Annotated in this window: 19 protein-coding genes; 14 read left to right on the top strand and 5 right to left on the bottom strand. The window is 70.4% G+C overall.

The window, feature by feature from the left end:
- A partial coding sequence (locus GVN67_RS19040; protein WP_159998885.1) for a diguanylate cyclase occupies nucleotides 1–1524 on the top strand: 1524 nt, incomplete at its 5' end.
- Between the two features lie 56 nt (nucleotides 1525–1580).
- Here the strand turns inward: GVN67_RS19040 and GVN67_RS19035 are convergent.
- Nucleotides 1581–3032, bottom strand: coding sequence for an amidohydrolase family protein (locus GVN67_RS19035; protein ID WP_159998883.1), 1452 nt, complete (start codon nucleotides 3030–3032; stop codon nucleotides 1581–1583).
- Nucleotides 3033–3259: 227 nt separating this feature from the next.
- Between GVN67_RS19035 and GVN67_RS19030 the strand changes: the two genes are divergently transcribed.
- The 5 genes from GVN67_RS19030 (at nucleotide 3260) to GVN67_RS19010 (ending at nucleotide 10898) form a co-directional block, all read left to right on the top strand.
- Nucleotides 3260–4030, top strand: a complete 771-nt coding sequence (locus GVN67_RS19030; protein ID WP_159998881.1) for an IclR family transcriptional regulator — start codon at nucleotides 3260–3262, stop codon at nucleotides 4028–4030.
- 139 nt (nucleotides 4031–4169) lie between these two features.
- Complete coding sequence (locus GVN67_RS19025) at nucleotides 4170–6542, top strand: penicillin acylase family protein (protein ID WP_159998879.1); 2373 nt, start codon at nucleotides 4170–4172, stop codon at nucleotides 6540–6542.
- A 309-nt stretch (nucleotides 6543–6851) separates the two neighbouring features.
- Nucleotides 6852–7826, top strand: coding sequence for an aldo/keto reductase (locus tag GVN67_RS19020; RefSeq protein WP_159998877.1), 975 nt, complete (start codon nucleotides 6852–6854; stop codon nucleotides 7824–7826).
- A gap of 279 nt (nucleotides 7827–8105) precedes the next feature.
- Entirely contained in the window at nucleotides 8106–9155 is a 1050-nt protein-coding gene (pstS, locus tag GVN67_RS19015) for a phosphate ABC transporter substrate-binding protein PstS (protein ID WP_159998875.1), read from the top strand.
- A gap of 33 nt (nucleotides 9156–9188) precedes the next feature.
- Entirely contained in the window at nucleotides 9189–10898 is a 1710-nt protein-coding gene (locus GVN67_RS19010) for a Na/Pi cotransporter family protein (RefSeq protein WP_159998873.1), read from the top strand.
- A gap of 3 nt (nucleotides 10899–10901) precedes the next feature.
- Here the strand turns inward: GVN67_RS19010 and GVN67_RS19005 are convergent, their stop codons facing one another.
- From GVN67_RS19005 to GVN67_RS18995, 3 genes are all read right to left on the bottom strand, one after another.
- Entirely contained in the window at nucleotides 10902–11408 is a 507-nt protein-coding gene (locus tag GVN67_RS19005; RefSeq protein ID WP_159998871.1) for a YaiI/YqxD family protein, read from the bottom strand.
- A 67-nt stretch (nucleotides 11409–11475) separates the two neighbouring features.
- Complete coding sequence (locus GVN67_RS19000; protein WP_235035370.1) at nucleotides 11476–12753, bottom strand: Zn-dependent hydrolase; 1278 nt, start codon at nucleotides 12751–12753, stop codon at nucleotides 11476–11478.
- A gap of 14 nt (nucleotides 12754–12767) precedes the next feature.
- Entirely contained in the window at nucleotides 12768–13556 is a 789-nt protein-coding gene (locus GVN67_RS18995; protein ID WP_159998869.1) for an SDR family oxidoreductase, read from the bottom strand.
- Nucleotides 13557–13711: 155 nt separating this feature from the next.
- Between GVN67_RS18995 and GVN67_RS18990 the strand changes: the two genes are divergently transcribed.
- The 6 genes from GVN67_RS18990 (at nucleotide 13712) to GVN67_RS18965 (ending at nucleotide 19891) form a co-directional block, all read left to right on the top strand.
- Entirely contained in the window at nucleotides 13712–14725 is a 1014-nt protein-coding gene (locus tag GVN67_RS18990; protein WP_159998867.1) for a D-glycerate dehydrogenase, read from the top strand.
- A gap of 5 nt (nucleotides 14726–14730) precedes the next feature.
- A complete protein-coding gene (locus GVN67_RS18985) occupies nucleotides 14731–15702 on the top strand; it encodes a D-glycerate dehydrogenase (protein ID WP_159998865.1) in 972 nt (323 codons plus the stop codon).
- An 11-nt stretch (nucleotides 15703–15713) separates the two neighbouring features.
- Nucleotides 15714–16358 carry a flavin reductase family protein gene (locus tag GVN67_RS18980; RefSeq protein WP_159998863.1) on the top strand — a complete coding sequence of 215 codons (645 nt, stop codon included), beginning with the start codon at nucleotides 15714–15716 and terminating at the stop codon, nucleotides 16356–16358.
- 326 nt (nucleotides 16359–16684) lie between these two features.
- Complete coding sequence (locus tag GVN67_RS18975) at nucleotides 16685–18325, top strand: iron ABC transporter permease (protein ID WP_235035369.1); 1641 nt, start codon at nucleotides 16685–16687, stop codon at nucleotides 18323–18325.
- 58 nt (nucleotides 18326–18383) lie between these two features.
- Nucleotides 18384–18701, top strand: a complete 318-nt coding sequence (locus GVN67_RS18970; RefSeq protein ID WP_159998859.1) for a hypothetical protein — start codon at nucleotides 18384–18386, stop codon at nucleotides 18699–18701.
- A 38-nt stretch (nucleotides 18702–18739) separates the two neighbouring features.
- Entirely contained in the window at nucleotides 18740–19891 is a 1152-nt protein-coding gene (locus tag GVN67_RS18965; RefSeq protein ID WP_159998857.1) for a hypothetical protein, read from the top strand.
- A 55-nt stretch (nucleotides 19892–19946) separates the two neighbouring features.
- On the opposite strand, the gene GVN67_RS18960 is transcribed toward GVN67_RS18965, so the two are convergent.
- A complete protein-coding gene (locus GVN67_RS18960) occupies nucleotides 19947–21011 on the bottom strand; it encodes a glycosyltransferase family 4 protein (RefSeq protein ID WP_159998855.1) in 1065 nt (354 codons plus the stop codon).
- Between the two features lie 144 nt (nucleotides 21012–21155).
- Here GVN67_RS18960 and GVN67_RS18955 point away from each other — a divergent pair, with 144 nt between their 5' ends.
- Nucleotides 21156–22922: an ABC transporter ATP-binding protein gene (locus GVN67_RS18955; RefSeq protein ID WP_159998853.1), complete on the top strand. Its 1767-nt coding sequence runs from the start codon at nucleotides 21156–21158 to the stop codon at nucleotides 22920–22922.
- A gap of 14 nt (nucleotides 22923–22936) precedes the next feature.
- Nucleotides 22937–24352 carry a trehalose-6-phosphate synthase gene (locus GVN67_RS18950; RefSeq protein WP_159998851.1) on the top strand — a complete coding sequence of 472 codons (1416 nt, stop codon included), beginning with the start codon at nucleotides 22937–22939 and terminating at the stop codon, nucleotides 24350–24352.
- Nucleotides 24353–24529: the final 177 nt, after the last annotated feature.

Below are 24529 nucleotides of genomic sequence, written 5' to 3'. Positions count from 1 at the left end.
GGCGAAGCCCCGTGCCCCGGCCCGCGCGGCCGCGCCACGCCGGCCGCCGAGCGTGGCGAGGCGCTGACCCTCTGGCTCGGCCTGCTGCTGCCGCTCTGCTTCGCCGCCCTCTGCGCCCTGCAGGTGTGGGAGCTGCGGCGCGATGCCTGGCAGAAGGCCGAGCGCAGCGCGCAGAACCTGCTGGCCATCGCCGGCCGCGACATCCTGCGCCAGGTCGAGGTCTATGACCGCGCGCTGCAGGCGGTGGCCGCCACCATGGCCGATCGCGGCGACAGCGACCTGCCGCGGCCGCTGCCGCGCCAGCTGCTCTTCGCGCCGGCGGCGGCGACCACGCATCTGGGCAGCATGGTGGTGATGGATGCGAGCGGCGAGATCGTCGCCAGCTCCGACCCCGGCCTGGGCAGCCGGCGCGACTTCTCCGGCCACCGCTTCTTCCTGCGGCATGCGACCGACGCCGCGGCCGGGCTGCAGATCAGCCACCCCTTCCCCGACCGCTACCAGCAGGACCACCTGATCGCGCTCAGCCGGCGGATCCCGACCGCCGATGGCCGCTTCGCCGGCGTCGTCGTGGGCACGCTGCGGCTGGCCTATCTGCGCGAGCTGCTGGGCGGCATGGAGATCGGCCGGGCCAGCACCATCAACCTCTTCGCCGCCGACGGCACGCTGATCTACCGCAGCCCTCCCGGCAGCGCGCAGCCCGGGCTGGACCTGTCGCGGGCGCCCACGGTGCAGCGCTTCATGGCCGAGCGGCAGGGCGTCTTCGTCGGCACCGCCGCCATCGACGAGGTGGAGCGGCTGTACAGCTTCCTGCATCTGCGCGACCGGCCGCTGATCCTCAATGTCGCCGTCGCCACCGACGAGATCCTGCGCGGCTGGCGCGAGCATGCGCTGTGGATCGCGCTGGCCGTCGGGCTGCTGTCGCTGACCATGGTGGCGCTGCTGCTGCGGCTGCGCCAGGAGCTGCGGCTGCGCCGCGCCGCCGAGGCCGTGGCCATCGCCGAGGGCGAGCGCTACCAGCAGCTTTCCGAGACCGACGGGCTGACGGCCCTGGGCAACCGCCGGCAGCTCGACCGGCTGATGGCGCTGGAATGGGCGCGGCTGCAGCGGCTGGCGCTGCCGCTGGCGATGATCATGATCGATATCGACCACTTCAAGGCCTTCAACGACAGCCAGGGCCACCCGGCGGGCGATGCCGTGCTGCGCGGCATGGCCGATTGCATCCGCGCCGCCATCCGCCCCGATATCGACCTGGCCGCGCGCTATGGCGGCGAGGAATTCGCCGTCCTGCTGCCGGAGATGCCGCTGGAGGGCGCGCTGCGCACGGCCTCGCGCATCCAGTCGCAGCTGCAGCGGCTGGACCTGCCGCATCCGGCGGCGCCGGGCGGGCGGGTCACGGTCAGCCTGGGGGTCGCCGCCCGCATCCCCGGCCCCGGCACCTCGGCCGACATGCTGCTGCGCGCCGCCGATGCCGCCCTCTACGAAGCCAAGCACCAGGGGCGCGACCGCATCGCGACCGCCGCCTAGCCTGCGATCGCCTGAGGCGGACCCGCCGAAAGGCGTGAACGCAGGCCAGACAAGCGCTAGCGGTTGCGGGTGACCAGGCGCCCCGGCTTCTCGCCGGTCTCGCGGCCCTTGGCGAAGGTCGAGACGCCATTGGCCCAGACCTGCTCGATGCCCAGGCTCATCTGCACCGGATCCTCGAAGGTGGCGTTGTCGATGACGGTGGCCGGGTCGAACAGCACCAGGTCGGCATAGGCGCCCTCGCGGATCACGCCGCGATCGGTCATGCCGAAGATCGCGGCGCTGCGGCCGGTCATCTTGTGCACCGCGGTCTCCAGGTCGAACAGGCCGAGCTGGCGCGAATAGAGCCCCAGCACCCGCGGGAAGGTGCCCCAGAGCCGCGGATGCGGCTTCTCGTCATGCGGCAGCCCGTCCGAGCCGATCACCGACAGCGGGTGGCGCATGATGCGGCGCACATCCTCCTCGTCCATCTGGAACATGACGCAGCCGGCCGGCAGCAGCCGCTCGGCGGCCATCTTCAGGTCGGTGTTCCAGCCGCGGGCGATCTCGGACAGGTCGCGCCCGGCCATCTCCGGATGCGGCACCGACCAGGTCACCACGGTGCGCATGTCGGGGCGCATCCGCTCCGGCATCAGCACGGTGGAGCCGGCCGGATAGGGGTACATGTCGAAGGCCACCTCCTGCATGGTGGCGGCCGCCCCGATCAGCGCCAGGGTCTGCACCGAGCGGCCGTAATTCTCCGGCATCGAGCATTTGTGGTGGCTGATATGCACCGGCACGCCGATGCGCTTGCCGATCGCCAGCGTCTCCTCGATCGAGGCCAGGACATGGTCGGCCTCGTCGCGCATATGGCTGGTGTAGAGCCCGTCGGTGGTGCGCAGCGCCTCGCCCACCGCGATCACCTCGGCCGTCGTCGCCGCCTTGTTCAGCGGATAGAACAGGCCGGTCGAGAAGCCCGAGGCGCCTTCCAGCAGCGACTGCTTCAGCCGCCCATGCATGCGCTGGATTTCCTTGTCGGTGGCGACGCGATGCACGTCGCCATCCATCGCCTCCACCCGCATCGTCTGGTGGCCGACGAGGGCGTAGGTATTGACCTCGCTGCCCTTGGTCTTCAGCGCATGGGCGTAGTCGCCGAAGCTGTCATAGGTCCACCACTGCTCGTCGCCCAGCAGGTCGAGCGGCGCCGGCGGGCGTTTCTGGGTATGGCGCATCGGCGCCAGGCTGACGCCGCAATTGCCCACCACCACGGTGGTGACGCCCTGGCTGATCTTGCACAGCATGCAGGAGGGCCCGCAGAGCACGGCGCGGTCGTCATGCGTGTGCGCGTCGATGAAGCCCGGCGCGATGGCGCGGCCGGTGGCGATCACCTCGCGGTCGGCGCTGGCGCCGCCGAGGTCGCCGACGCCCGTGATCCGGTCCCCCGTCACCCCCACATCGCCGACCCGGCGCGGCGCGCCCGTGCCGTCGAAAATCGTCGCATCGCGGATGATCAGGTCGCAGCGCAGGGCCATGGGGCCAGGTCTCCAGGGGAACGGGCAGGACAGGGGAATTCCGGTGCGCGGAAACCCCGCGGGCCGGCCGGCAGGGGCGCGATCATGCCCCCGTCCGGCCGCCGGAGAAAGACGCCCATGCTGCGGCACCGGCCGTTTGGCGATGGATTTTCCCCACACTGCCCCGCTTCCGGCTTGCTTCCCCCGCGCGTCGGACGCAAACCCCCCGGGAAAAGGAGGCGCCCCCGATGTCCGACGACCGGCTGTTCGTGCAATCCCTGCAGAAGGGGCTGGCGCTGCTCGAGGCCTTTTCCCGCCAGCCGGGCGAGCTCAGCCTGAACGAGCTGGCCTCGCTCTCCGGCATCGACCGCAGCTCGGCGCAGCGGATGGCGCATACCCTGCTGAAGCTCGGCTACCTGGAGCGCGGCGCCAATGGCCGCGGCTACACGCCCGGCCGCAAGATCCTCGACCGCAGCTTCGACTTCCTGCGCTCCCGCCCGCTGATCGAGCGCGCCACGCCGGTGATCATCGAGCTGCAGCGCAGCACCGGCGAGCGCGTCGACCTCAGCCTGTTCGATGGCGCCACCATCGTCTATGCGCTGCGCCGGCAGAGCAAGCGCGAGACCTTCTTCGCGACGCTCGCGGGGCGGCGGCTGACCAGCTTCATCACCTCCGGCGGGCGGGCCTGCATGGCGCATCTGCCGCGCGACGAGGTGGCCTCGATGCTGGCGCGGGCCGATATCCGCCCCGCCACGCCCAAGACGCTGCTCGACCCCGACGCCATCCTGGCCCGCATCGACCAGGCGCGGCGCGAAGGCTACAGCGTGGTGCTCGAGGAAATGCTGATCGGCGAGGTTGTCGTGGGCGCCGCCATCCTCGACCAGCAGGGCCGGCCGGTGGGCGCTATCCATGTCGCCGGCTCGCTGTCCGAATGGCCGCCGGCGCGCTTCACCGCCCGCTTCGCGCCGCTCGCCATCGAGGCGGCACGGGCGCTCAGCGGCGGTAGCGGGTTGCGCTGAGGCGGCGCGATCGCTGATGCCGGCTAGGGAATTTTCACAGCCGCGGTAGCGCCTGGCGATATTCGCGGGGTGGCCCGATTGCAGGACCCGGCGCGGGCTTCTAGCCTCCCGGCTCTGCCGATAGGGAATGCCCGCTGCCATGAACGACACCGCCGCCCTGCCCGCCCCGACGCTGCCCGGCGAGACGATCCGGCTGCGCGGGCTGCAGGCACCGGCCTCGATCCATGTCGACCGCTGGGGCATCCCGCATCTGCGCGCCGAAAACGAGGCCGATCTTTTCTTCCTGCAGGGCTTCAACGCGGCGCGCGATCGGCTGTGGCAGATCGACCTGTGGCGCAAGCGCGGCCTCGGCCTGCTGGCGGAGGATTTCGGCCCCGGCTTCCTCGCCCAGGACCGCGCCAGCCGTCTCTTTCTGTACCGTGGCGACATGGCGGCCGAATTCGCGGCCTACGCGCCCGACGCGGAGGCGATCTGCGAAGCCTTCGTCGCCGGCATCAACGCCTTCGTCGCGCTGGTCGAGGCCGAGCCCGCCCGCCTGCCCGCCGAATTCCGCGCGCTGGGCACCCGCCCGACCCGCTGGGCGGCGGCGGACGTGGTGCGCATCCGCAGCCACAGCCTGACCCGCAACGCGCTGTCCGAAGTGCTGCGCGCCATCGTGCTGTCGAAGGCCGACCTGGCCACCGACCTGCTGCGCAAGAACCTCGAGCCGGCGGTGGAGCCGGTGCGGCCGGAGGGGCTCGACCTCTCGACCCTCGGCACCGAGGTGCTGACCCAGTTCAAGCTGGCCACCGCCGCCGTCACCTTCTCGGCCGAGCGCCTGGCCGCCCCGCTCGACGACTGGCGCCGCTGGACCGCGGTGACCGATCTGGGCGACGTGGTGATGGGCGCCGAGATGGAAGGCTCCAACAACTGGGCCATCCATGGCAGCCGCAGCGAAAGCGGCCGGCCCATCCTGGCCTCCGACCCGCATCGCGCCCATGCGGCGCCGTCGCTGCGCTACCTCGTCCATCTCGACAGCCCGGGCTTCAACGCCATCGGCGCCGGCGAGCCTGCTGTGCCCGGCATCTCGATCGGCCATAACGGCACCGCCGCCTTCGCGCTGACCATCCATGGCGCGGACCAGGAAGACGTCTATGTCTACGAGACCGCGGAAGGCGACCGCGATTCCTACCGCCACGGCGACGGCTTCGCGAAGATGGAAGTCGTCCGCGACAATTTTTCCGTCAAAGGCCATCCCGACCAGACGCTGACGCTGCGCTTCACCCAGCACGGCCCGGTCATCGCCGAGGACGTCGCCAAGCGTCGCGCGGTGGCCATCCGCACCGTCTGGTCGCTGCCCGGCTCGGCGCCGTATCTGGCCAGCCTGGCCTCGATGCGCGCCACCACGCTGGAAGAGTTCCGCGTGGCGATGCACCGCTGGGGCACGCCCTCGGTCAACAAGGTCTATGCCGACACCAGCGGCACCATCGCCTGGACGCCCGCCGGCTACGCGCCGCAGCGGCCGAACTGGGACGGGCTGCTGCCGGTCCCCGGCGACGGGCGCTACGAATGGTCGGGCCTGCTCGACCCGGCCGAGCACCCCTGGCGCGTCGACCCGCTGGAAGGCTTCGTGCACAGCGCCAACGAGCAGAACATGCCCGCCGACTGGCCGCATGCCGAGAAGACCTATGGCTATGAATGGGTGGAAGCGTCCCGCGCCACCCGCATCCGCGAATCCCTCACCCGCGGCCCGCTGCTGACGCTGCCCGACTGCACCGCGCTGCAGACCGATGTTCTTTCCATTCCCGCCCGCCGCCTTTGCGCGTTGCTGCTGGCCTTGCCGCGCGGCAAGGCGCCGGAGCTCTGGGGCGCGCAAACCCTGCTGGAGGATTGGGACTTCCGCCTGGCCACCGACAGCGCCGCCGCGGCCCTGTTCGAGGTCTTCCTCACCAAGCACCTGAAGCCCAGGCTGCTGGCAGCCCTCGTCCCCGACGCGACGCTGCGCCCGCTGCTGCTGCCGCAGGACATGGAAAGCCTGCTGCTGGTGCTGGAGAACCCCGACGCCCGCCTGCCCGCCCCTGCCCGCGACACCCTGCTGGCCGAGGCCCTGATGGCCGCCTTCCACGATTGCGAAGGCCGCATGGGGTCCTGCCCCAGCGGCTGGAGCTGGGGCAAGCTGCACCACGGCTACTTCTCCCACGCGCTGCAGGGCCTGACCGCCGAGACCGCGACGCTGGACGTCGGCCCCTACCCCGTCGGCGGCAGCGCGCAGACGCCGATGCACACCGGCTACCGCCCCAGCGACTTCCGCTGCACCTTCGGCGCCTCGGTGCGGCTGGTGATGGATGTGGGCGAATGGGACAACAGCGTCTGCATCAACGCCCCGGGCCAGTCCGGCGACCCGGCCTCGCCCCACTACGCCGACCTGGCCCCCCACTGGGCCCGCGGCGAATACGTGCCGATGCTGTATTCGCGCGAGGCGGTGGACCGGATGGAGATGCAGCGGATCGAGTTGATTCCAGTGCAGGACTGAAGAGAAGGCAGACAAAGGCCAGGGGAATGAATTCCCCTTTTCTTTCGGACTGCCGTGTCCACGTGGTGACAGTACGTGAAACGGCCCGGCAGCAGCGCGACCTTCAAGGCCGCGCTGTTTCCATATCCGCGTCCCACCGCACGGCCCTGGTATCGCTGCCGGCGAGGCGCTGGTCCCCAAACGGCCGGTGATCAGAAAAAAGAAGGGGTCGAGGGGAATTCATTCCCCTCGCCTACCGACCTCTTCCTCTTTGAAACCCCTTCCCCCACCATCCGTCTCCTCAGCGAAGCCCTGAAGGAGAACCAAACCATGGCCCGTTTCGCTCCCCCTGGTCCGCTTGGCTTTGGCGGTGCGCCGTTGGGCGACATGTTCGCCAAGGTGGATGACGCCACCGCCGAGGCCGCGCTGCAGGCCGCCTGGGACAGCGGCATCCGCTATTACGACACCGCCCCGCATTATGGCGCTGGGTTGTCGGAGCATCGCTTTGGCGCGGTGCTGCGGCGGCAGCGGCGGGATGACTATGTCATCTCCACCAAGGTCGGGCGGCTGCTGGAGCCGACGACCACGCCGGAGCTGTCGCATCCCTTCCTCAGCACCATGATGTTCCGGCGGAAGCTCGACTATACCGCGGCCGGCGCCCGGCGCTCGGTGGAGGACAGCCTGCAGCGCATGGGGCTGGGCCGCATCGACATCGTCTATGTGCATGACCTGGGCGCCGACCATCTGGGCGACGGCTATGACGAGGCCTTTCGCATCGCCCGCGATGGCGCCTTCCGCGAGCTGATCAAGATGCGCGAGGAGGGGATGATCCGCGCCTGGGGCTTGGGCGTGAACCTGCCGGAGCCCTGCGTGCGGGCGCTGCAGGAATCCGACCCGGACGTGTTCCTGCTCGCCGGGCGCTACAGCCTGATCGACCTGGGCGGAACGAAGGAGCTGTTTCCGCTCTGCGCCGAGCGGGGGGCGCATGTCGTGGTGGGGGGTCCGTATAATTCGGGGCTGCTCGCCGGCGGCACCACCTTCGACTACCAGGAGGCGCCGGCCGAGCAGGTGGCGGCGCGCGACCGCATCGCCGCCGTCGCAGCCAGGCACGGCGTCGACCTGCGGGCGGCGGCGCTGCAATTCTGCGCGGCCAATCCGGTGGTGGCCTCCGTCATCCCCGGCGCCAAGCATGCCGACCGGGTGCGGCAGAACGCGGCGCTGATGGTCGCCGAGATCCCGGCGGCCTTCTGGGCCGAGCTGAAGCAGCACGGGCTGCTGCCGGACAGCGTGCCGACGCCCGCGTGAACTGTGCGTCATGCAGGCCGGGACGAAGATGAAAAATCGCTATCCGGCCCGCATGACTTTTCTCTTTCACATTGATCACAGTCAGCCGTCGTCCTGTATTTTCATTGAGAAATATCGCAGGACCCTCCTGGAGTCTCTGTAACAAATCGGTCGTTTGCCGTTTCAATCCGGCAACCTTACCACCCCACCCAGCGCGGCGAGAGCTGGTCAGGGGGACCGGTCATTGCCGCGGCGACTGCGGCCGGCCCTTGCAGGACCCGCCGTGACGGGTAGGTCCATATGCTTCGCCGCAGCGTCACCCTGCTCCTCTCCGCGGCGCTGGCCGCGATCCCGCTCGCCCCTGCCGCGGCGGAGGGCTTCGCCGGGGCCGGCTCCACCTTCGCCCATCCGCTGCTCGCCCGCTGGGGCCAGGTCTATTCCTCGCTGCAGGGCGAGGGCGGCAGCGCCTTCGCCGCCGATGGCGGCTTCGACTACGAGCCGGTGGGCTCGACCGGCGGCATCATGCGGGTGCTGCAGGGGGCGGTGGATTTCGCCGCCACCGACGTGCCGCTGCCGCCCGAGGAGGTGGAGCGCCATCACCTGGCGCAATTCCCCATCGCCACCGGCGGCGTCGCCATCGCCGCCACCCCGCGCGGCGTGCCGGGCGGCGCGCTGAGGCTCTCGGCCCCGGTGCTGGCCCGCATCTATCTGGGCGAGGTTACCCGCTGGAACGACCCGGCGCTGACCGCGCTGAACCCGGGGCTCGCCCTGCCGGACGCGGCCATCACCGTCTTCCAGCGCGGCGACCGCTCCGGCACCAGCTGGCACTTCACCAGTTATCTCGCCGCCGGCAGCCCTGAATGGCGCGACCGGCTGGGGGTGGACACGCTGCCGCGCTGGCCGCTCGGCACCGGGCTGCGCGGCAACCGCGAGATGGCCGATCGCCTGGCCCGCAGCGAGAACGCCATCGGCTATGTCGAGGCCAGCCAGGCCGCCGAGCGCCGCCTGCCCGTCGCCCTGCTGCAGAACGCTGGCGGCCGCTTCGTGGCGCCCACCTTGCCGGCGCTGCAGGCGGCGCTGGCCGGCACCCGCTGGGACGCGGCGCGCCACTTTGCCCAAACCGGCGACATGGCCGAGGGCGACGAGGCCTATCCAATCACCGCCACCGTCTTCGCCCTGCTGCCGCAGAAGCCGGCCGGCGCCACGCGCGGCCGCCATGCGCGGGATTTCTTCCGCCTGGCGCTGACCGAGCGCGCCGCCGACGCGCAGGCGCTGGGCTTCGTGCCGCTGCCCGCCAGCGTCGCGGACCAGGTCTCCACCTATTGGCGCGCCCGCCTCGGCGGCCGCTGAGCCAAACGCCCACCCCAACAAGGTGACGCCTTCATGCAAGTCGATGTCTTCACGCAGGTGATCGTGCCTGTGATCGGGGGCCTGGGCATCTTCATGCTCGGCCTGGAATTCATGGCCAACGGCATCCAGGCCCTGGCCGTCACCAAGATGCGCAACCTGCTGGCCAAGCTCGCCGGCACCCCGGCCAAGGGCGTGCTCGCCGGCACCTTCATCACCGGCATCATCCAGTCCTCGACCGCCATGACCGTCATGGTGGTGGGGCTGGTCAATGCCGGCGTGGTGGGGCTGAGGCCGGCGCTCAGCGTCATCATGGGCGCCAATATCGGCACGACCTTGGGCAACGGGCTGATCGCCCTGCCGCTCGGGCCCCTGGGCCTGCTGCTCGGCGGCATCTTCGCGCTGGTCTATATCTTCGCCAAGTCTGACAAGGTGAAGAACATCGCGCTCGCCTGCATGGGCTTCGCGCTGATCTTCTACGGCCTGAACCTGATGACCGGCGGCCTGCGCCCGCTGCGCGCCATGCCCGAGGTGATGGGCGTCATCTCCGCGCTGCACGCCGACACCTTCGCCGGCCTGCTGGCCTGCGTCGGCACCGCGGCGCTGATCACCGCGCTGATCCATTCCTCCTCGGCCACCATCGGCATCGTCATGGGCCTCGGCGCCTCCGGCGTGCTGAGCTGGGAGACGGCGGTGGCCTTCTCGCTCGGCGCCGACCTCGGCACCACCATCACCTCCTGGATGGCCTCGCTGAACCTGTCGCGCAACGCCAAGCGCGCGGCCTATGCCCATATCGCCTTCAACATCATCGGCGTCGCGGTCACCATCCCGCTCTTCTTCCTGTCGATGGACGTGCTGCGCTTCGCCATGGGCTGGTTCGGCGGCGACCCGGGCGTCCCCCTGATGGTCAATGGCCGCGAGACCTATCCGCTGGTCCCCGTCGCCATCGGCCTCTACTCGACCTTCTTCAACATCTTCAACGTCATCCTGCTCTACCCCTTCATCGGCGTCTTCGAGCGGGTGCTGTCCCGCATCGGCCGCGATGCTTCAGAGGATGTCGAGGATTATTCGACGCCGAAGTATCTGTCGGCGGAAGCGCGGGCCGACATGGCGTCCGGACAGACTGCCGTGCAGAAAGAAATCGCCCGCCACGTCCAGGCCAGCGGGCTGTTCCTGGAGACCGCCCGCGGCGTCGCCACCGCCCCCCGCCTGCCGGCCGAGCACCAGACCGCGCTCGACCTGCTGAACCGCGACATCCGCGGCTTCGCGGCGTCCCTCTTCACGCCGAGCCTCTCGGCCCGCCAGGCCGAGCAGGTCGCCAGCCTGATCGAGGAAGCCGATATCGCGGCGCATCTGGGCGAGGCGCTGCACCAGGTCGCCCGCCGCATCCAGCGCGAGGAATTCTCGGCGGAGGCCAGGCCGGTGGTGGACGCCCTGCTGGACGGGCTGGCGCGCAAGCTGGGCACCGCCCTGCCCCCGGGCCAGGCGCCCTCCACCAAGGCCCCGGGCGAGGTCGCCGGCGAGGCGCTGATCGCCGCGCTGCGCGAGCGGACCCTTGGCCTCAGCGCTGTTGTGCCGCCGGGCGAGCGTGGCGCCCTGCTGGCGCTGCTGGGCAGCGCCGAGCGCGTGGTCCAGGCGACCGACCGGCTCGAGGCCGAGCGCCGCTCGGTCCCGCGCATGGCCACCACGGCCACCCGGATCGAGGAAGCCCCGGCGCGCGGCACCAGCCCGCTGCCGGCGGAGTAACCCTCAGTCGAACAGGCCCGGCCGCCACAAGGCGGCCGGTTTCGCCTCGGCGCCGCGCAGCGCCGCCTGCACCTCGGTCTCCAGCGCCGAGAGGAAGCGCGACTTGTCGCTCCCCGTCATCGGCGCATGGCCCCTGGTCAGGGCGCCGATCTCGCGCAGATGCCGGGACACCTCGCGGCCTGCCAGCGCCTGGCCGATATTGTCGCTGGTCCAGATCCGGCCCGTCGGCGACAAGGCCCGCGCCCCGCGCTCCAGGCAACGCGACGCCAGCGGAATGTCGGCGGTGATGCACAGGTCCTGCGGGCGGATGCGCTCGGCGATCCAGTCATCCGCGGCATCCGCGCCCTCGGCGACGATGACGCGCTTGACCCAATCCACTTCCGGCAGGCGGACGCCGCGGGCGCCGTTCGACACCACATGCACCACCAGCGACAGGCGGCCGGCAACGCGGAACACCTCGTCGCGGACCGGGCAGGCATCGCCATCGACCCAGATTTCAGTCTTTTCCATGGGACGCGCTTAGAACAGAAAGAAAGGCCGGGGGAAGGAATTCCCCCGGACCCCCATCTTTTTTCTGTCAGGCAGCAGCGTCGCTCACCCAGCGCGTGATGACCTTGCACACCTCGGCGAAATCCTCGTTCCGCATCGCCTCATGCGGATTGTGACTGCCATTCTGGCTGCGCACGAACAACATCGCGGCTGGGATGCCCGCCGCGCCGAAGGCCGCGGCATCATGGCCGGCGCCCGACGCCATCTCCAGATGCGCCACGCCCACGGCATCGGCGGCGCGCGCCAGGCCGGCCCGCATGCCGGGATCCATCAGCGACGCGGCGGAGCCGGTCTCGGCGCCCAGCTCGAAGGTCACGCCACGCCGCGCCTCGATGCGCGCCACCTGCCGCTCGAGCTCGGCGAAGATGGCGTCGCAGCTCGCCGGGTTCACGCTGCGCACATCCAGCATGAAGGTCGCCTCGCCCGGGATCTTGGTGAAGCCGGCCTCGGCGGTGGTGGCCAGGGTGCAGAAGGTCACGACCAGGCGGTGGCCATGCGCCTCCAGGATCGCCCAAGCCTCGTCGAGGGCCACCGCCAGCTCGGCCAGCGCGATGGCGGCGTCGCGGCGATAGCGGCGCGGCGTGGCACCCGAATGATTGTACTCGCCGACCACCCGGCCCTGGCGCAGCCGCCGGCTGCCGGGAATGCCGGTGACGATGGCCAGCGGCACCCCCTCGGAATCCAGCACCGGACCCTGCTCGATATGCAGCTCCAGGAAGCCCAGCGTGTTGTCGGGCGTGTTCACCGCCTCGCCGCGCGCGGCGAAATCGGGGTCGAAGCCTTCCTCGCGCATGTGCTCGGCCAGGGTCCGGCCGCTATCCTGGCGCTTGACCTGCAATTCCTCGGCCTTCAGCCGGCCGAGCGAGCCGCGCGAGCCGGGATAGGAGGTCGGGAACCAGGCCCCGGCCTCCTCCGCCCGGATCGCCATGACGGTGACGTCGCGGGCGGGGACGAACCCCGCCTGCTTCAGCCCCGACACCGCGGCGAGGCCGGCGAGCACCCCCGCCGCGCCGTCGAAATTGCCGCCCTGCGGCACCGAGTCCAGGTGGCTGCCGACCAGCAGCCGCTTGGCCGTCCGGTCGGTCCCCGGCAGCGTCATGTAGAGGTTGCCGACAGGATCGGCCGTCACCTCCAGCCCCAGCGCCTCGGCCTCACGCTGGACCGTGGCATGCGCCATGGCCTCGCCCGGCCCATAGGCCTCGCGGGTGATGCCGACGCCGTCGAAGCTCTTCTCGCGCAGCTCGTCGAACAGGCGGAAGGCCAGGTCGACATCGGGCAGCAGGTTGGGACGCAGGGAATTCGACACCGTCACTCAGTCTTTCAGACGCCGCGCACCGCGCCGCCATCGATGATATGGATCCGGCCGGTGGTATAGGCCGCCTTGTCCGAGGCAAGGAAGGCACCCATCGGCCCGAATTCCTTCGGCTCGCCATAGCGACCGACGGGGATGGCGGCCGAGCGCTCGGCGACCAGCGCCTCGATGCTCTTGCCCGACTTGGCCGAGGCCGCGGCCAGCGTCTCGGCCGTGCGGTCGGTGGCGAAGGCGCCGGGGGCCAGGATGTTGCAGGTGATGCCCTCGCCCGCGAGCTCGGCCGACAGCGTCTTGTTCCAGCCGACGATCGCCGCGCGCAGCGTGTTGGACAGCGCGAGGCCGGGCAGCGGCTGCACCATGCCGGTGGAGCCCACCGCCAGGATCCGGCCCCACTTCCGCTCGCGCATGCCCGGCAGCAGCCTGTTGGCCACCCGGATCGGCGACAGCACGATGCGCTGGAACCAGGTGATCAGGTCTTCCTGCTTCATCTCCAGCGCGGTGCAGGTCGGCGGGCCGCCATGGTTCAGCACCAGGATGTCGACCCCGCCCAGCGCGGCGACGGCGGCATCGGCCAGCTTGTCCATCTGCGCGCCCTCGGCGACATCGGCGGTGATGCCGACGGCCTTCGGTGCGCCCAGGCGCTGCAGCTCCTCCGCCACGCGGTCCAGGCTCGCCTGGTCGCGCCCCGAGACGGCGACCAGCGCGCCTTCCGCCGCCAGCGCATCGGCGATCGAGCGCCCGAGCCCCTTCGAGGCGCCCATCACGAGCGCGCGCTTGCCTTGCAGACCGAGATCCATGGCCTTCTCCCTCATCCTGGAATTCGGCGCGGACGGTGAACGCTTCCCCCTCCGCTGGCAAGATGGGGTGGCCGTTACCCCCCGGCCGTTACCCCCTGGTGCGATCGGCTGAGACGTCTAAGCTCGGCCGCAAAGCAGAACAGGAGGATGCGTGCATGGCTGAGCTCGACTCTCCCCTCGCGACACTGGCCCCCGCGCCCGCCGCCCGGCCGCGCGTGGTCAGCGTCCGCCGCATGCCGCCGGCGGTGGCCGCCCGCCTGGACCGCGACTTCGCCGGCGCCTTCGCCATCGACCGCGACATCGATCGCGAGGAATCGCTGGCTCTGCTGGAAGAGCACAAGGCCGAGGCCCTGCTGTTCAGCTCCGGCTTCAAGCTGGATGCCGGCTTCATCGAGAAATTGCCCGCCCGGGTGAAGGTGGCCGCCACCTGCTCGGTCGGCTTCGACCATGTCGACGTGGCCGCCGCCAAGTCGCGCGGGTTGGTGGTGACCAACACGCCGGACGTGCTGACCGGCTGCACCGCGGACCTGGCCTTCTCGCTGCTGCTCTCCGCCGCCCGCCGCCTGCCCGAGGCCGACCAGATGCTGCGGCAGGACGCCTGGGGCCCGCGCGCCATGGGCGATTTCCTCGGCGTGCGCGTCTGGGGCCAGACCATCGGCATCATCGGCATGGGCCGCATCGGCCGCGCCGTGGCCCGCCGCGCCCGCGGCTTTGACATGCGCGTGCTCTATCATGACGCGGCGCAGCTGCCGCCCGCGCTGGAGGAAGGCGGCCATTACGTCGCCGACCTCGACGCCATGCTGGGGCAATGCCAGTTCGTCTCGCTGCACTGCCCCTATTCGCCGGCGACGCGGCATATCCTGAACGAGCGGACGCTCGGCCTGCTGCCGCCCGGCGCGGTGGTGGTCAATGCCGCGCGCGGCGGGCTGATCGACGAGGAGGCGCTGATCGACGGGTTGAAATCGGGGCGCATCGCCGCCGCCGGCCTCGACGTCTTCGAGGGCGAGCCGCGCTTCGACCGCCGCTTCATCGACCTGCCCAATGTCGCGCTGGCGCCGCATATCGGCAGCGCCACCGTCGAGACCCGCGACGCCATGGGCCATCGCAGCCTGGACAACATCGCCGCGGTGCTGTCCGGTCGCCCGGCCATCGATCCCCTCTGGAGCTGATCCGCATGACGAAGCCCGTCCTCCTGCTGACCCGCCGCTTTCCGGATGCGGTGGAGGCCCGTGCCCAGCGGGACTACATCACCATCCCGAACCCGTCGGACACGCCGATGGACGGCGCCACCCTGGCAACGGCCGCGAAGGATGCCGGGGCGCAGGGCATCCTCTGCGCCGCCGGCGACCCGCTGGGGGCGGCGACCATCGCGGCCCTGCCCGACAGCGTGAAGCTGCTGGCCACCTTCAGCGTCGGCACCGACCATATCGACCTGGCCGCCGCCCGCGCCCGCGGCATCGCCGTGTCGAACACGCCGGACGTGCTCAGCGTCGCCACCGCCGAGATCGCCTTTCTTCTCATTCTCGCCGCAGCCCGCCGCGGCGGTGAATCGGAGCGCATGCTGCGCGCCGGCGAATGGGCCGGCTGGGCGCCGACGCAATTGATGGGCGTGACGCTCGAAGGAAAAAAGCTCGGCATCCTCGGCATGGGCCGCATCGGCCAGGCGTTGGCAAAAATGGCGCGCGGCTTCGGCATGGAAATCCACTACCGCAACCGCAAGCAGCTGCCGCCCGAGGAAGCCGCCGGCGCCATCTACCACGCCGATGACGCGGCTTTCCTGGGCGCCATCGACGTGCTGTCGATGCACATCCCCGGCGGCGAGGCGACCCGCAACTGGCTCGACGCCCGCAAGATCGCCCTGCTGAAGCGCGGCGCCATCGTGGTCAATACCGGCCGCGGCACCACCGTCGACGACGTGGCGCTGTGCGAGGCGCTGACCAAGGGGCATCTGCGCGCCGCCGGCCTCGACGTCTTCGCCGGCGAGCCGAAGATCCACCCGGGCTACCTGACCACGCCCAACCTGGTGCTGCTGCCCCACCTGGGCAGCGCCACCATCGAGACCCGCGACGCCATGGGCTTCCGCTGCCTCGACAATCTCGACGCCGTGCTGCTGCGCGGCGCCGCGCCCCCACACCCGGTCGGCTGAGGAAGACCCGCATGCTGTTCGACTTCGCCCAGATCCCGACGCGCGAGGCCTACAAGCTTCTCGTCTCCACCGTCGTCCCGCGCCCGATCGCCTGGGTGATCTCGCAGGACGCGGCGGGCGTCACCAACGCCGCGCCCTTCTCCTTCTTCAACGCCTTCGGCGACACGCCGCCGGTGATCGGCTTCTCCTGCGGCCCGCGCCCGGAAGGCGTCGACGCCCCGGTGAAGGACACGCTGGCCAATATCCGCGCCACCGGGCAATTCGTGGTCTGCCTGGTCAACGAGGCCAGCGCCCAGGCGATGAGCGACACCGCCATCGACTTCCCGCCCGAGATGGACGAGCTGGCCACGCTGGGCCTGGCCACCGAGCCCAGCCTGCACATCAAGCCCCCCCGCATTGCCCAAAGCCCGGTGGCCATGGAATGCGAGACCTTCCAGCTGGTGCCCGTGGGCGTCCACACCCTGGTCCTCGGCCGGGTGTTGGCGATGCATGTCCACGACGAGGGCGTGCTGAACGCCGAGAAATACTACATCGACACGCCGAAGCTGAACCTGGTCGGGCGCATGCACGGGCGGGGGTGGTACACGCGGACGACCGACCAGGTGGATATCCCGCGGACGACGTATCAGCAGTGGAAGGACGGCAAGAAAGACTAAAGGCCCGGGGAATGAATTCCCCTTTTCTTTCGGACTGCCGTGTCCACGTGGGGACAGTACGTGGCCCGGCCCGGCGACAGCGCGACCTGCGAGGGCGCGCTGTTTTTAGGCAAATGCGTCCCGCCGTGACGCCCTGGTGTCGCCGTCGCTGAGGCGCAGGTTCCCCCAACGGCCGGTGATCAGAAAAAAGAAGGGGGTTCGGGGGAATTCATTCCCCCGACCTACCTCCGCCCTGCTTCCTTCCCTCGCGGATGCGAGGCATTTTCACCCTCGTGTCCATCACTCTTCCTTTGGCCGTCGATCCGGCCCTTCCTCCGCGGCGGCGCGTGCCGCTTTGGGCCCGGGCCGGTTGGCTGATCGCGGCGCTGGTCGCCTTGCCGGTGCTGGGGGTGCTGGGCAATGCGGCCTGGCCGCTGCTGTCGGGCCAGGGCGCGGGGCAGGTCTGGCACCATATCGTGCGGACCAACCTGTGGCCGTATCTGTGGAACTCGCTGCAGCTGGGGCTGCTGGTGGCGGTGATGTCGGGGGCGGCCGGGGTGGGCTGCGCCTGGCTGGTCACGGCCTGCCGCTTTCCGGGGCGGCGCGCGCTGGAGCTGGCGCTGCTGCTGCCGGTGGCCATGCCGGCCTATGTCTGCGGCTACCTCTACACGTGGCTGCTGGATTCCGCCGGACCGGTGCAGACGCTGGTGCGGGACCTGACCGGGCTGCGCTGGGGGCAGTACTGGTTCCCGGAGGTGCGCAGCCTGCCCGGGGCCGCCGTCATGCTGGCGGCGGTGCTCTACCCTTACGTCTATCTGCTGTGCCGGGCGGCCTTCCTGCAGCAGAGCACCTGCCTGATCGAGGCCTCGCGCACGCTGGGGCTGTCGCTGCCGCGCACCTTCTTCCGCGTGGCGCTGCCGCTGGCGCGGCCGGCACTTGCCGCCGGAATCGGGCTGGTGCTGATGGAGACGCTGGCCGATTTCGGCACGGTCGATTATTTCGCCGTCCGCACCTTCACCACCGGCATCTACGAGGCCTGGTTCGGCATGGGCGACCGGGGAGCGGCCAGCCAGCTCGCCGCCTGCCTGATGGGGATGGTGGCGATGCTGCTGCTGGCCGAGCATGCGTCGCGCGGCGGGCGGCGCTACCACCCCACCACCACGCGCACGCCGCCGCTGCGGCCGCATGAGCTACGCGGCTGGAAGGGCTGGGCGGCGACGCTGGCCTGCGCCCTGCCGCTGGTCGTGGGCTTCGTCATTCCGGCGGGCGGGCTGCTGCACCTGATGCTGGCCGGGGGCGACGCGCTGCAGCCGGCGAACTTCCTGCCCTTCGCCCGCAATTCGCTGCTGCTGGCCGGCGTCACCGCGGTCATCGGCGTGACGCTGGCGGCGCTGCTGGGCTGGGGGGTGCGGCTGTATCCCTCGGGCCTGGCACGGGCGGCGAACCGCATCGCGGGGCTGGGCTATGCGGTGCCGGGCTCGGTGATCGCGGTGGGCACGCTGGTGCCTTTCGGGCTGATCGACAATGCGGTGGATGGCTGGGCGCGGTCGCGCTTGGGCTTTTCCACCGGGCTGCTGCTGTCGGGGACCATGGTGGCGCTGGTCTTCGCCTATCTGGTGCGCTTCCTCGCCGTCGGGCAGTCGGCGGTGGAAAGCGGGTTGTCGCGGCTGAAGCCCAGCCTGCTGCAGGCCGCCCGCACGCTGGGCCATGGCCCGGCCGCCGCCATCGCCCGGGTCGAGGCGCCGCTGGCCCGCGGCGCGCTGCTGACGGCGGCCGTGCTGATCTTCGTCGACACCATGAAGGAGCTGCCGGCGACGCTGATCGTCCGGCCCTTCGACCTCGACACCCTGGCGGTGCGCGTCCACAACCTGGCCGCCGACGAGCGCCTGGCCGAGGCCAGCACCGCCGCGCTGCTGATCGTCGTGGTCGGGCTGCTGCCGGTGCTGGTGCTGGTGCGGGCCATGCGCGGCACGGGCGGCCGTCACTGACGCATAGCAAATCGCCCGGCCATCTCCTATCTTGAGGGCCTTGGGCTGGAGGCCTCGCATGCGCGCGTTCAGCAATTTCACCGCCTTCCTCAACACCCGCAGCTCGTCGGAAGCCGCCGACACCGGCCCGCCCAGCGCCGCGCAGCGCGTGTTGGAAATAGCGGGTGCCGCCAATGGCTTGCTGCCCCTGCATGAGGTGGTGCCGCTCAGCCAGCTGGAGGAAACCGCCGCCTTGGAGGCGGTCGAAGGGCTGCGGCGGGCCGGCGCGGCGGAGGTTGTCGATCTGGCCGACGGCCGCCGGTTCCTGCGCCTCACCCCGCGCGGCCACCAGCTGCTGAAAGCAGGCGCCAGCTCGGCGATTGATATCCGGTCGTAACGGATCGATAACAGCCGGGCCCCGGACGGAGCCCGACCGTGTCCTCCATCGAGCCGCCGCGCCTTCGCGAAATCGGCCTCTGGCTGCAGGAGCGGATCCAGAGCCTAGCCCGCTACTGGATCGTTCCGGCAGCCCTGCTGATCGGGATCGTCCTGGGCCGGATCTTCGGCCAGCTGCAGGCGCCCCTGGCGGCCTATGCCGCGGTGACGCTGATCGGCGCGATGGTCGGCGTCACGGAGCTGGTCGGCCGCTACCGGGACCGGCCGACCGCGCCGCTCGAGACCTGGCCCGGCGTCGTCTACATCCTCGTCAATGCCATGGCCGCCTTCATCGTCTTCTGGCTGCTGCGCACCAACCAGCTGGGGATGAGCTCGATCGGGGGCCTCGGCGGCACCTTGAACCAGGTGCTGCTGGCGGGTTTCGGCAGCATGGCGCTGTTCCGAACCTCGATCTTCTCGCTGCGCGTGAAGGAGACGGACATCGCCATCGGCCCCGCCGCGGCGCTGCAAGTCATCCTGAAGGCGGCGGACCGCGCCTGCGATCGCCAGAGGGCCGGCCCCCGCGCCCGCCGGGTCAAGACGATCATGCATGGCGTGTCCTTCACCGAGGCCCGCACGGCCCTGCCGCTGCATTGCGTCGCCCTGATGCAGAATGTCCTGGCCGATGAGCAGAGCCAGCTCGAGCAGGCCATCGCCTCGCTCGAGAAAGCGCGGATGAGCGACGAGGCCAAGGCCTATAATCTCGGCCTGCTCCTGATGAACCTGGTCGGCGAAGATGTGCTGGCCGAGGCCGTGGCCGCGCTGGGCAACAGCATCAAGGGCCCGCCGACCGACGATCCGCCGATCTTCGCCGAGGCGCGGCTCCTGTTGAGCGCCGCCGACCTGGCGGTCCTGGCGCTGCTCTGCCTGGAGCTGACCGCCGATGCCGGCCCGGCCGAGCCCGAAAAGCGCCAGGGGTGGGTGAGAGATTTCCTGACCTTCCCCGATGCGTTCCGGGAAGACAGCGACCGCAACCAGGCGGCGCTGGCGCGGCTGCGGCATCGTTTCGGGCCGAACACGGTGGCCCTGGCGCTCGCCCGCATGGACCGCAAGCGCCTGCAGCCGGTGACGACGCCGCTGACCACCATGGATCTCGGTGGTCGCGTGCCGGCGTCACCCTCTCCGCCGCCGTCTCCCGCTCCAGCGCCATGAAAAAAGGCCGGGGAGCTTTCGCCCCCCGGCCTTTCGTCTCGTTCGTCGCGTCGGCTCAGTTGCCGCCGCTGACGGCCCGCAGGTGGGGCTTCTTCTTCTCGGCGATCAGCTGCTCATAGAGAGAAACATAATCCTCGGCCATGCGGCGCGAGGTGAAGCGCTGCTCGAAGCGGGCGCGCACCTTGGCGCGGTCCAGCTCCGGGATGCGGGCGACGGCGGCGACGGCCTCGTCCTCATTGTCGATGATGAAGCCGGTCAGCCCGTCTTCCATCACTTCCGGCACCGAGCCGCGGCGCATGGCGATCACCGGCGTGCCGCAGGCCATGGCCTCGATCATCACCAGGCCGAACGGCTCCGGCCAGTCGATCGGGAACAGCAGCGCATGGGCGCCGGAGAGGAATTCCGGCTTCTGGTCGTCGTTGATCTCGCCGATGTATTCGACATGATCCTGCGTCATCAGCGGCGCGATGACCCGGTCGTAATAGGCGCGGTCGGCGTCGTCGATCTTGGCGGCGACCTTCAGCTTCACCCCGGCGCGGGCGGCGATGCGGATGGCGCGGTCGAGGCCCTTCTCCGGCGAGACGCGGCCCAGGAAGGCGAAGTACTTCTGCTCGACCGGCTGCGGCGTCAGGCGGTCCTTCGGCATGCCGTGCAGGACGGTGCGCGCCCAGTTCAGCCCCGGGATCGGCAGGCGCTGATGGTCGGAGATCGAGACATAGGGCGTGTGGCCATAGGTCTCGTAGATCATCTTGAATTCGGGCAGGTCGAGCCGGCCATGCAGCGTGGTCACGAAGGGCACGCGCTGGCGGTCGAGCAGGCCGAGCGGGAAATAGTCGATATGCGAATGGATCACATCGAACTCATGCGCCCGCTGGCCGACGATCTCGACCATCTTCATGTAATGGGCGACCCAGTCCTTGACCGAGGGATCCAGGCGCAGCGCCTGGTCGCGCATCGCCGCCAGCCGGGCGGTGGTGATCGAATCGCCGCTGGCGAAGAGCGTCACCTCATGACCCATCGCCACCAGCTCCTCGGTGAGGGAGGAGACAACGCGCTCGGTGCCACCATAGAGCTTGGGCGGCACGGCTTCAAACAGCGGCGATATTTGAGCGATACGCATGAACGCGATCCCTTTTGTCAGGCCGATCACAGCTTGTAGTTAAAACACGGCGACCTTGACTTGAACGGCCTCGGCCACGCCCATATTTCATCCTCAAGGTACAAATCCATTATGGCGAAAAGTGGGCTGGTTTTGTCGGCTTCGGTGACGCTTCCCTCGGGTTTCCGGTTCCTGCTGCGCCATGCCGCGGCGCATAAGCCGGGGCATGCGCTGGTCTTCGGCGCGGTGCTGGCGGCGGTGCTCTGCGGCGTCGCCACGCAATACGGGCTGAAGCTGCTGATCGACCTGGTGGCGCCGGGGCCAGAGCGCGCCGAGCTCAGCGCCGTCTGGACCGCCTTCTTCGGCCTCTGCGCGCTGATCGCCGCCGACAACCTGCTGTGGCGCCTGGGCGGCTGGTCGGCCACCCGCAGCTTCACCCAGGTCGCCGGCGACATCCGCTGCGGCCTGTTCGCGCATCTGGCCGGCCACAGCCCGGGCTATTTCGCCGACCGCATGCCGGGCGCGCTGGCGGCGCGGCTGTCGGCCACCGCCCAGGCCGGCTTCGCGCTGGAGAACACCCTGGCCTGGAGCGTGGTGCCCCCGGTCGCCGCGGTGCTCGGCGCCATCGCCATCGCCGCGGTGGTGTCGCTGCCGCTGGCCGCGGCGCTGGCGGTCGCGGCCCTGGCCATCGGCATCTACATGCACCGCCTGGCGCGCCGCGGCGGGCCGCTGCACCGCGAGCATGCCAGCCGCGCCGCCGCCGTCGATGGCGAGCTGGTCGACGTGGTCGGCAATATCGGCGTCATGCGCGCCTTCGGCGCCACGCTGCGCGAGCGGGCGCGCATCGGCGGCTATGTCGAGGCCGAGATCGCCACCCACCGCGCCAGCCTGTTCTACATGGAGTGGCTGCGCACCATCCATGCGCTGCTGACCGTCGGCCTGACCGCGCTGGTGCTGGCGGCGGGGCTGGCGCTGTGGCAGCGCGGCCAGGCCTCGGTGGGCGACGTGGCGCTGCTGGCCTCGCTGTCGCTGACCATCCTGAACGGCACCCGCGACATCGCGGTCGCCCTCGTCGAGCTGACCCAGCAGCTGGCCCGGCTGGAGGAAGCCATCGGCACCCTGCTGCTGCCGCATGCGCTGGAGGACGCCCCGGGCGCCACGCCGCTGCGCCCCGGCCCCGGCGCCGTCGAATTCCAGGCGGTGCGCTTCGCCTATCCCGGCCGCGACATCGTGCTGGACGGGCTGGACCTGACCATCCCGCCCGGCCAGCGGGTCGGCCTCGTCGGCTATTCCGGCGCCGGCAAGACCACGGTGCTGGCCATGCTGCAGCGGTTCTGGGACCCCGAATCGGGCCGCGTGCTGATCGACGGCCAGGATATTTCTGGCCTCACCCAGGACAGCCTGCCCGACGCCATGGCCGTGGTGCCGCAGGACACCGCGCTGTTTCATCGAAGCGTCATGGACAATATCCGCTACGGCCGGCCCGACGCGACCGAGGCGGAGGTGCTGCGCGCGGCCGGGATGGCCCAGTGCCGCGGCTTCATCGAGGCCCTGCCGGAGGGCTTCGCCACCATCGTCGGCAACCGCGGCGTCAAGCTGTCGGGCGGCCAAAGACAACGACTTGCCATCGCCCGCGCCCTGCTGAAGGACGCCCCCATCCTGCTGCTGGACGAGGCCACCAGCGCGCTGGACAGCGAGAGCGAGCGGCTGATCCAGACGGCCCTCGACACGCTGATGCGCGGCCGGACCGTCATCGCCGTCGCCCACCGTCTTTCGACCCTCCAAAATTTCGACAGAATCATCGTCATGAATCGGGGTCGGATCGTGGAGGACGGGCCTCCGAGCGAGCTGGCCCAGCGCCACGGTCCGTATCGAGACCTGCTGCTGCAGCAGCATTCCGGCGTCTTGCCGGAGCTGCCCGAGGTGGCCTGAAGGGATAGCCGCGCATGTCGCGACTGGTCGTGGTTTCCAACCGTGTCGCCCCGATCACCGAGGGCGAGCCCACCGCCGGCGGCCTGGCCGCGGGGGTGATGGACGCGCTGCGCCACACCGGCGGGTTGTGGTTCGGCTGGTCCGGCCAGACCGTGCCCGACGTGGTGCCGGCCGAAAGCCTGCTGCCCGGCCATCCCCCGGTCATCGCCCATTCCGGCCCGGTCACCCTCTACACCACCGACCTGACCCAGCGGGACTACAACGAATACTATCGCGGCTTCGCCAACGGCACGCTCTGGCCGATCCTGCACTACCAGACGGCGCTGGCCCGCTTCGACTGGGCCGAGTTCGAAGGCTATCGCCGCGTCAACAAGCACTTCGCCCACCACCTGGCGTCCCTGGTCGGGCCGCAGGACGTGATCTGGGCGCATGACTACCACCTGCTGTGCCTGGCCGAGGAGCTGCGCGCCAAGGGCGTGCGCAACCGCATCGGCCTGTTCCTGCACACCCCCTGGCCCGCCCCCGCCGTGCTGATGACGGTGCCGGCCCATGCCGAGCTGGTGCGTTCGCTGTGCCAGTTCGACCTGATCGGCTTCCAGACCGAGGGCGACCGCCTGGCCTTCGCCGACTATGTCCGCCGCGAGCTCGGCGGCGAGGAATTCCCCGGCGGCCTGGTCAGCGCGCATGGCCGGCTGATCCGCACCGGCGTCTACCCGATCGGCGTGCATGTCGAGCAGCTGCGCGCCGAGGCCGTCGCCGGCGCCGACCACCCGCAGATGGCCGCCCTCAACCGCGCCGTCGACGACCGCGCCCTGATCATGAGCGTCGAGCGCCTGGACTACTCGAAAGGCCTGCGCCAGCGCTTCGCCGCCTATGAGCGCTTCCTGGGCAGCCACCCCGGCTGGCATCGCCGGGTGGAATACCTGCAGATCGCGCCGCCGTCCCGCTCCGACGTCGAGGCCTACCAGGCCATCCGCCGCGAGCTGGAAGGCGAGGCCGGCCGCATCAACGGCCGCTTCGCCGAGCTCGACTGGACCCCGCTGCGCTACCTGAACCGCAGCTTCCCCCGCAAGGCGCTGATGCCCTTGTATGCCGCCGCCCAGGTCGGCCTGGTCACGCCGCTGCGCGACGGCATGAACCTGGTCGCCAAGGAATACGTGGCCGCCCAGGACCCCGAGGACCCCGGCGTTCTGGTGCTGTCGCAATTCGCCGGCGCCGCCCGCGAGCTGGACGCCGCCCTGCTGGTCAACCCGCACGACGAGGCCGGCGTCGCCGCCGCCCTGGACCGCGCCCTGTCCATGTCGCGCGACGAACGCCAGGAACGCCACGCGGCGATGATGCAGGTGATGCGCTTCAACAGCCTCGAACGCTGGCGCGACCGCTTCGAGGCGGATCTGCGGTCATTGGCGATCGTTGAACAGGCAGCTTGAAGCGAAGAGACAGGGGTAGGTCGGGGGAATGAATTCCCCCGAGCCCCCTTGTAACTTGGCGCCATCGCGCTCGGTCGTTGCTAGAGTGTCCGGAGCGGTGGCGGAGCGTAGCCCGGAACCCCTTGGGGCGATCGAGCCCGTAAAGAAGCGAGGGTCACGCTCCGTCGTTCCATCGAA

The organism is Roseomonas sp. 18066 (genome assembly GCF_902706185.1).
Classification (GTDB): Bacteria; Pseudomonadota; Alphaproteobacteria; order Acetobacterales; family Acetobacteraceae; genus Pseudoroseomonas.
The sequence above is the reverse complement of the archived record's forward strand: the minus strand, read 5'-3'. Positions and strand labels throughout refer to the sequence as shown.

What these genes read in the sequence shown, in the direction of transcription:
- GVN67_RS19035 (WP_159998883.1), bottom strand. Translation starts at nt 3,032, where the DNA reads ATGGCCCTGCGCTGCGACCTGATCATCCGCGATGCGACGATTTTCGAC.
- GVN67_RS19030 (WP_159998881.1), top strand. Translation starts at nt 3,260, where the DNA reads ATGTCCGACGACCGGCTGTTCGTGCAATCCCTGCAGAAGGGGCTGGCG.
- GVN67_RS19025 (WP_159998879.1), top strand. Translation starts at nt 4,170, where the DNA reads ATGAACGACACCGCCGCCCTGCCCGCCCCGACGCTGCCCGGCGAGACG.
- GVN67_RS19020 (WP_159998877.1), top strand. Translation starts at nt 6,852, where the DNA reads ATGGCCCGTTTCGCTCCCCCTGGTCCGCTTGGCTTTGGCGGTGCGCCG.
- pstS (WP_159998875.1), top strand. Translation starts at nt 8,106, where the DNA reads ATGCTTCGCCGCAGCGTCACCCTGCTCCTCTCCGCGGCGCTGGCCGCG.
- GVN67_RS19010 (WP_159998873.1), top strand. Translation starts at nt 9,189, where the DNA reads ATGCAAGTCGATGTCTTCACGCAGGTGATCGTGCCTGTGATCGGGGGC.
- GVN67_RS19005 (WP_159998871.1), bottom strand. Translation starts at nt 11,408, where the DNA reads ATGGAAAAGACTGAAATCTGGGTCGATGGCGATGCCTGCCCGGTCCGC.
- GVN67_RS18995 (WP_159998869.1), bottom strand. Translation starts at nt 13,556, where the DNA reads ATGGATCTCGGTCTGCAAGGCAAGCGCGCGCTCGTGATGGGCGCCTCG.
- GVN67_RS18990 (WP_159998867.1), top strand. Translation starts at nt 13,712, where the DNA reads ATGGCTGAGCTCGACTCTCCCCTCGCGACACTGGCCCCCGCGCCCGCC.
- GVN67_RS18985 (WP_159998865.1), top strand. Translation starts at nt 14,731, where the DNA reads ATGACGAAGCCCGTCCTCCTGCTGACCCGCCGCTTTCCGGATGCGGTG.
- GVN67_RS18980 (WP_159998863.1), top strand. Translation starts at nt 15,714, where the DNA reads ATGCTGTTCGACTTCGCCCAGATCCCGACGCGCGAGGCCTACAAGCTT.
- GVN67_RS18970 (WP_159998859.1), top strand. Translation starts at nt 18,384, where the DNA reads ATGCGCGCGTTCAGCAATTTCACCGCCTTCCTCAACACCCGCAGCTCG.
- GVN67_RS18960 (WP_159998855.1), bottom strand. Translation starts at nt 21,011, where the DNA reads ATGCGTATCGCTCAAATATCGCCGCTGTTTGAAGCCGTGCCGCCCAAG.
- GVN67_RS18950 (WP_159998851.1), top strand. Translation starts at nt 22,937, where the DNA reads ATGTCGCGACTGGTCGTGGTTTCCAACCGTGTCGCCCCGATCACCGAG.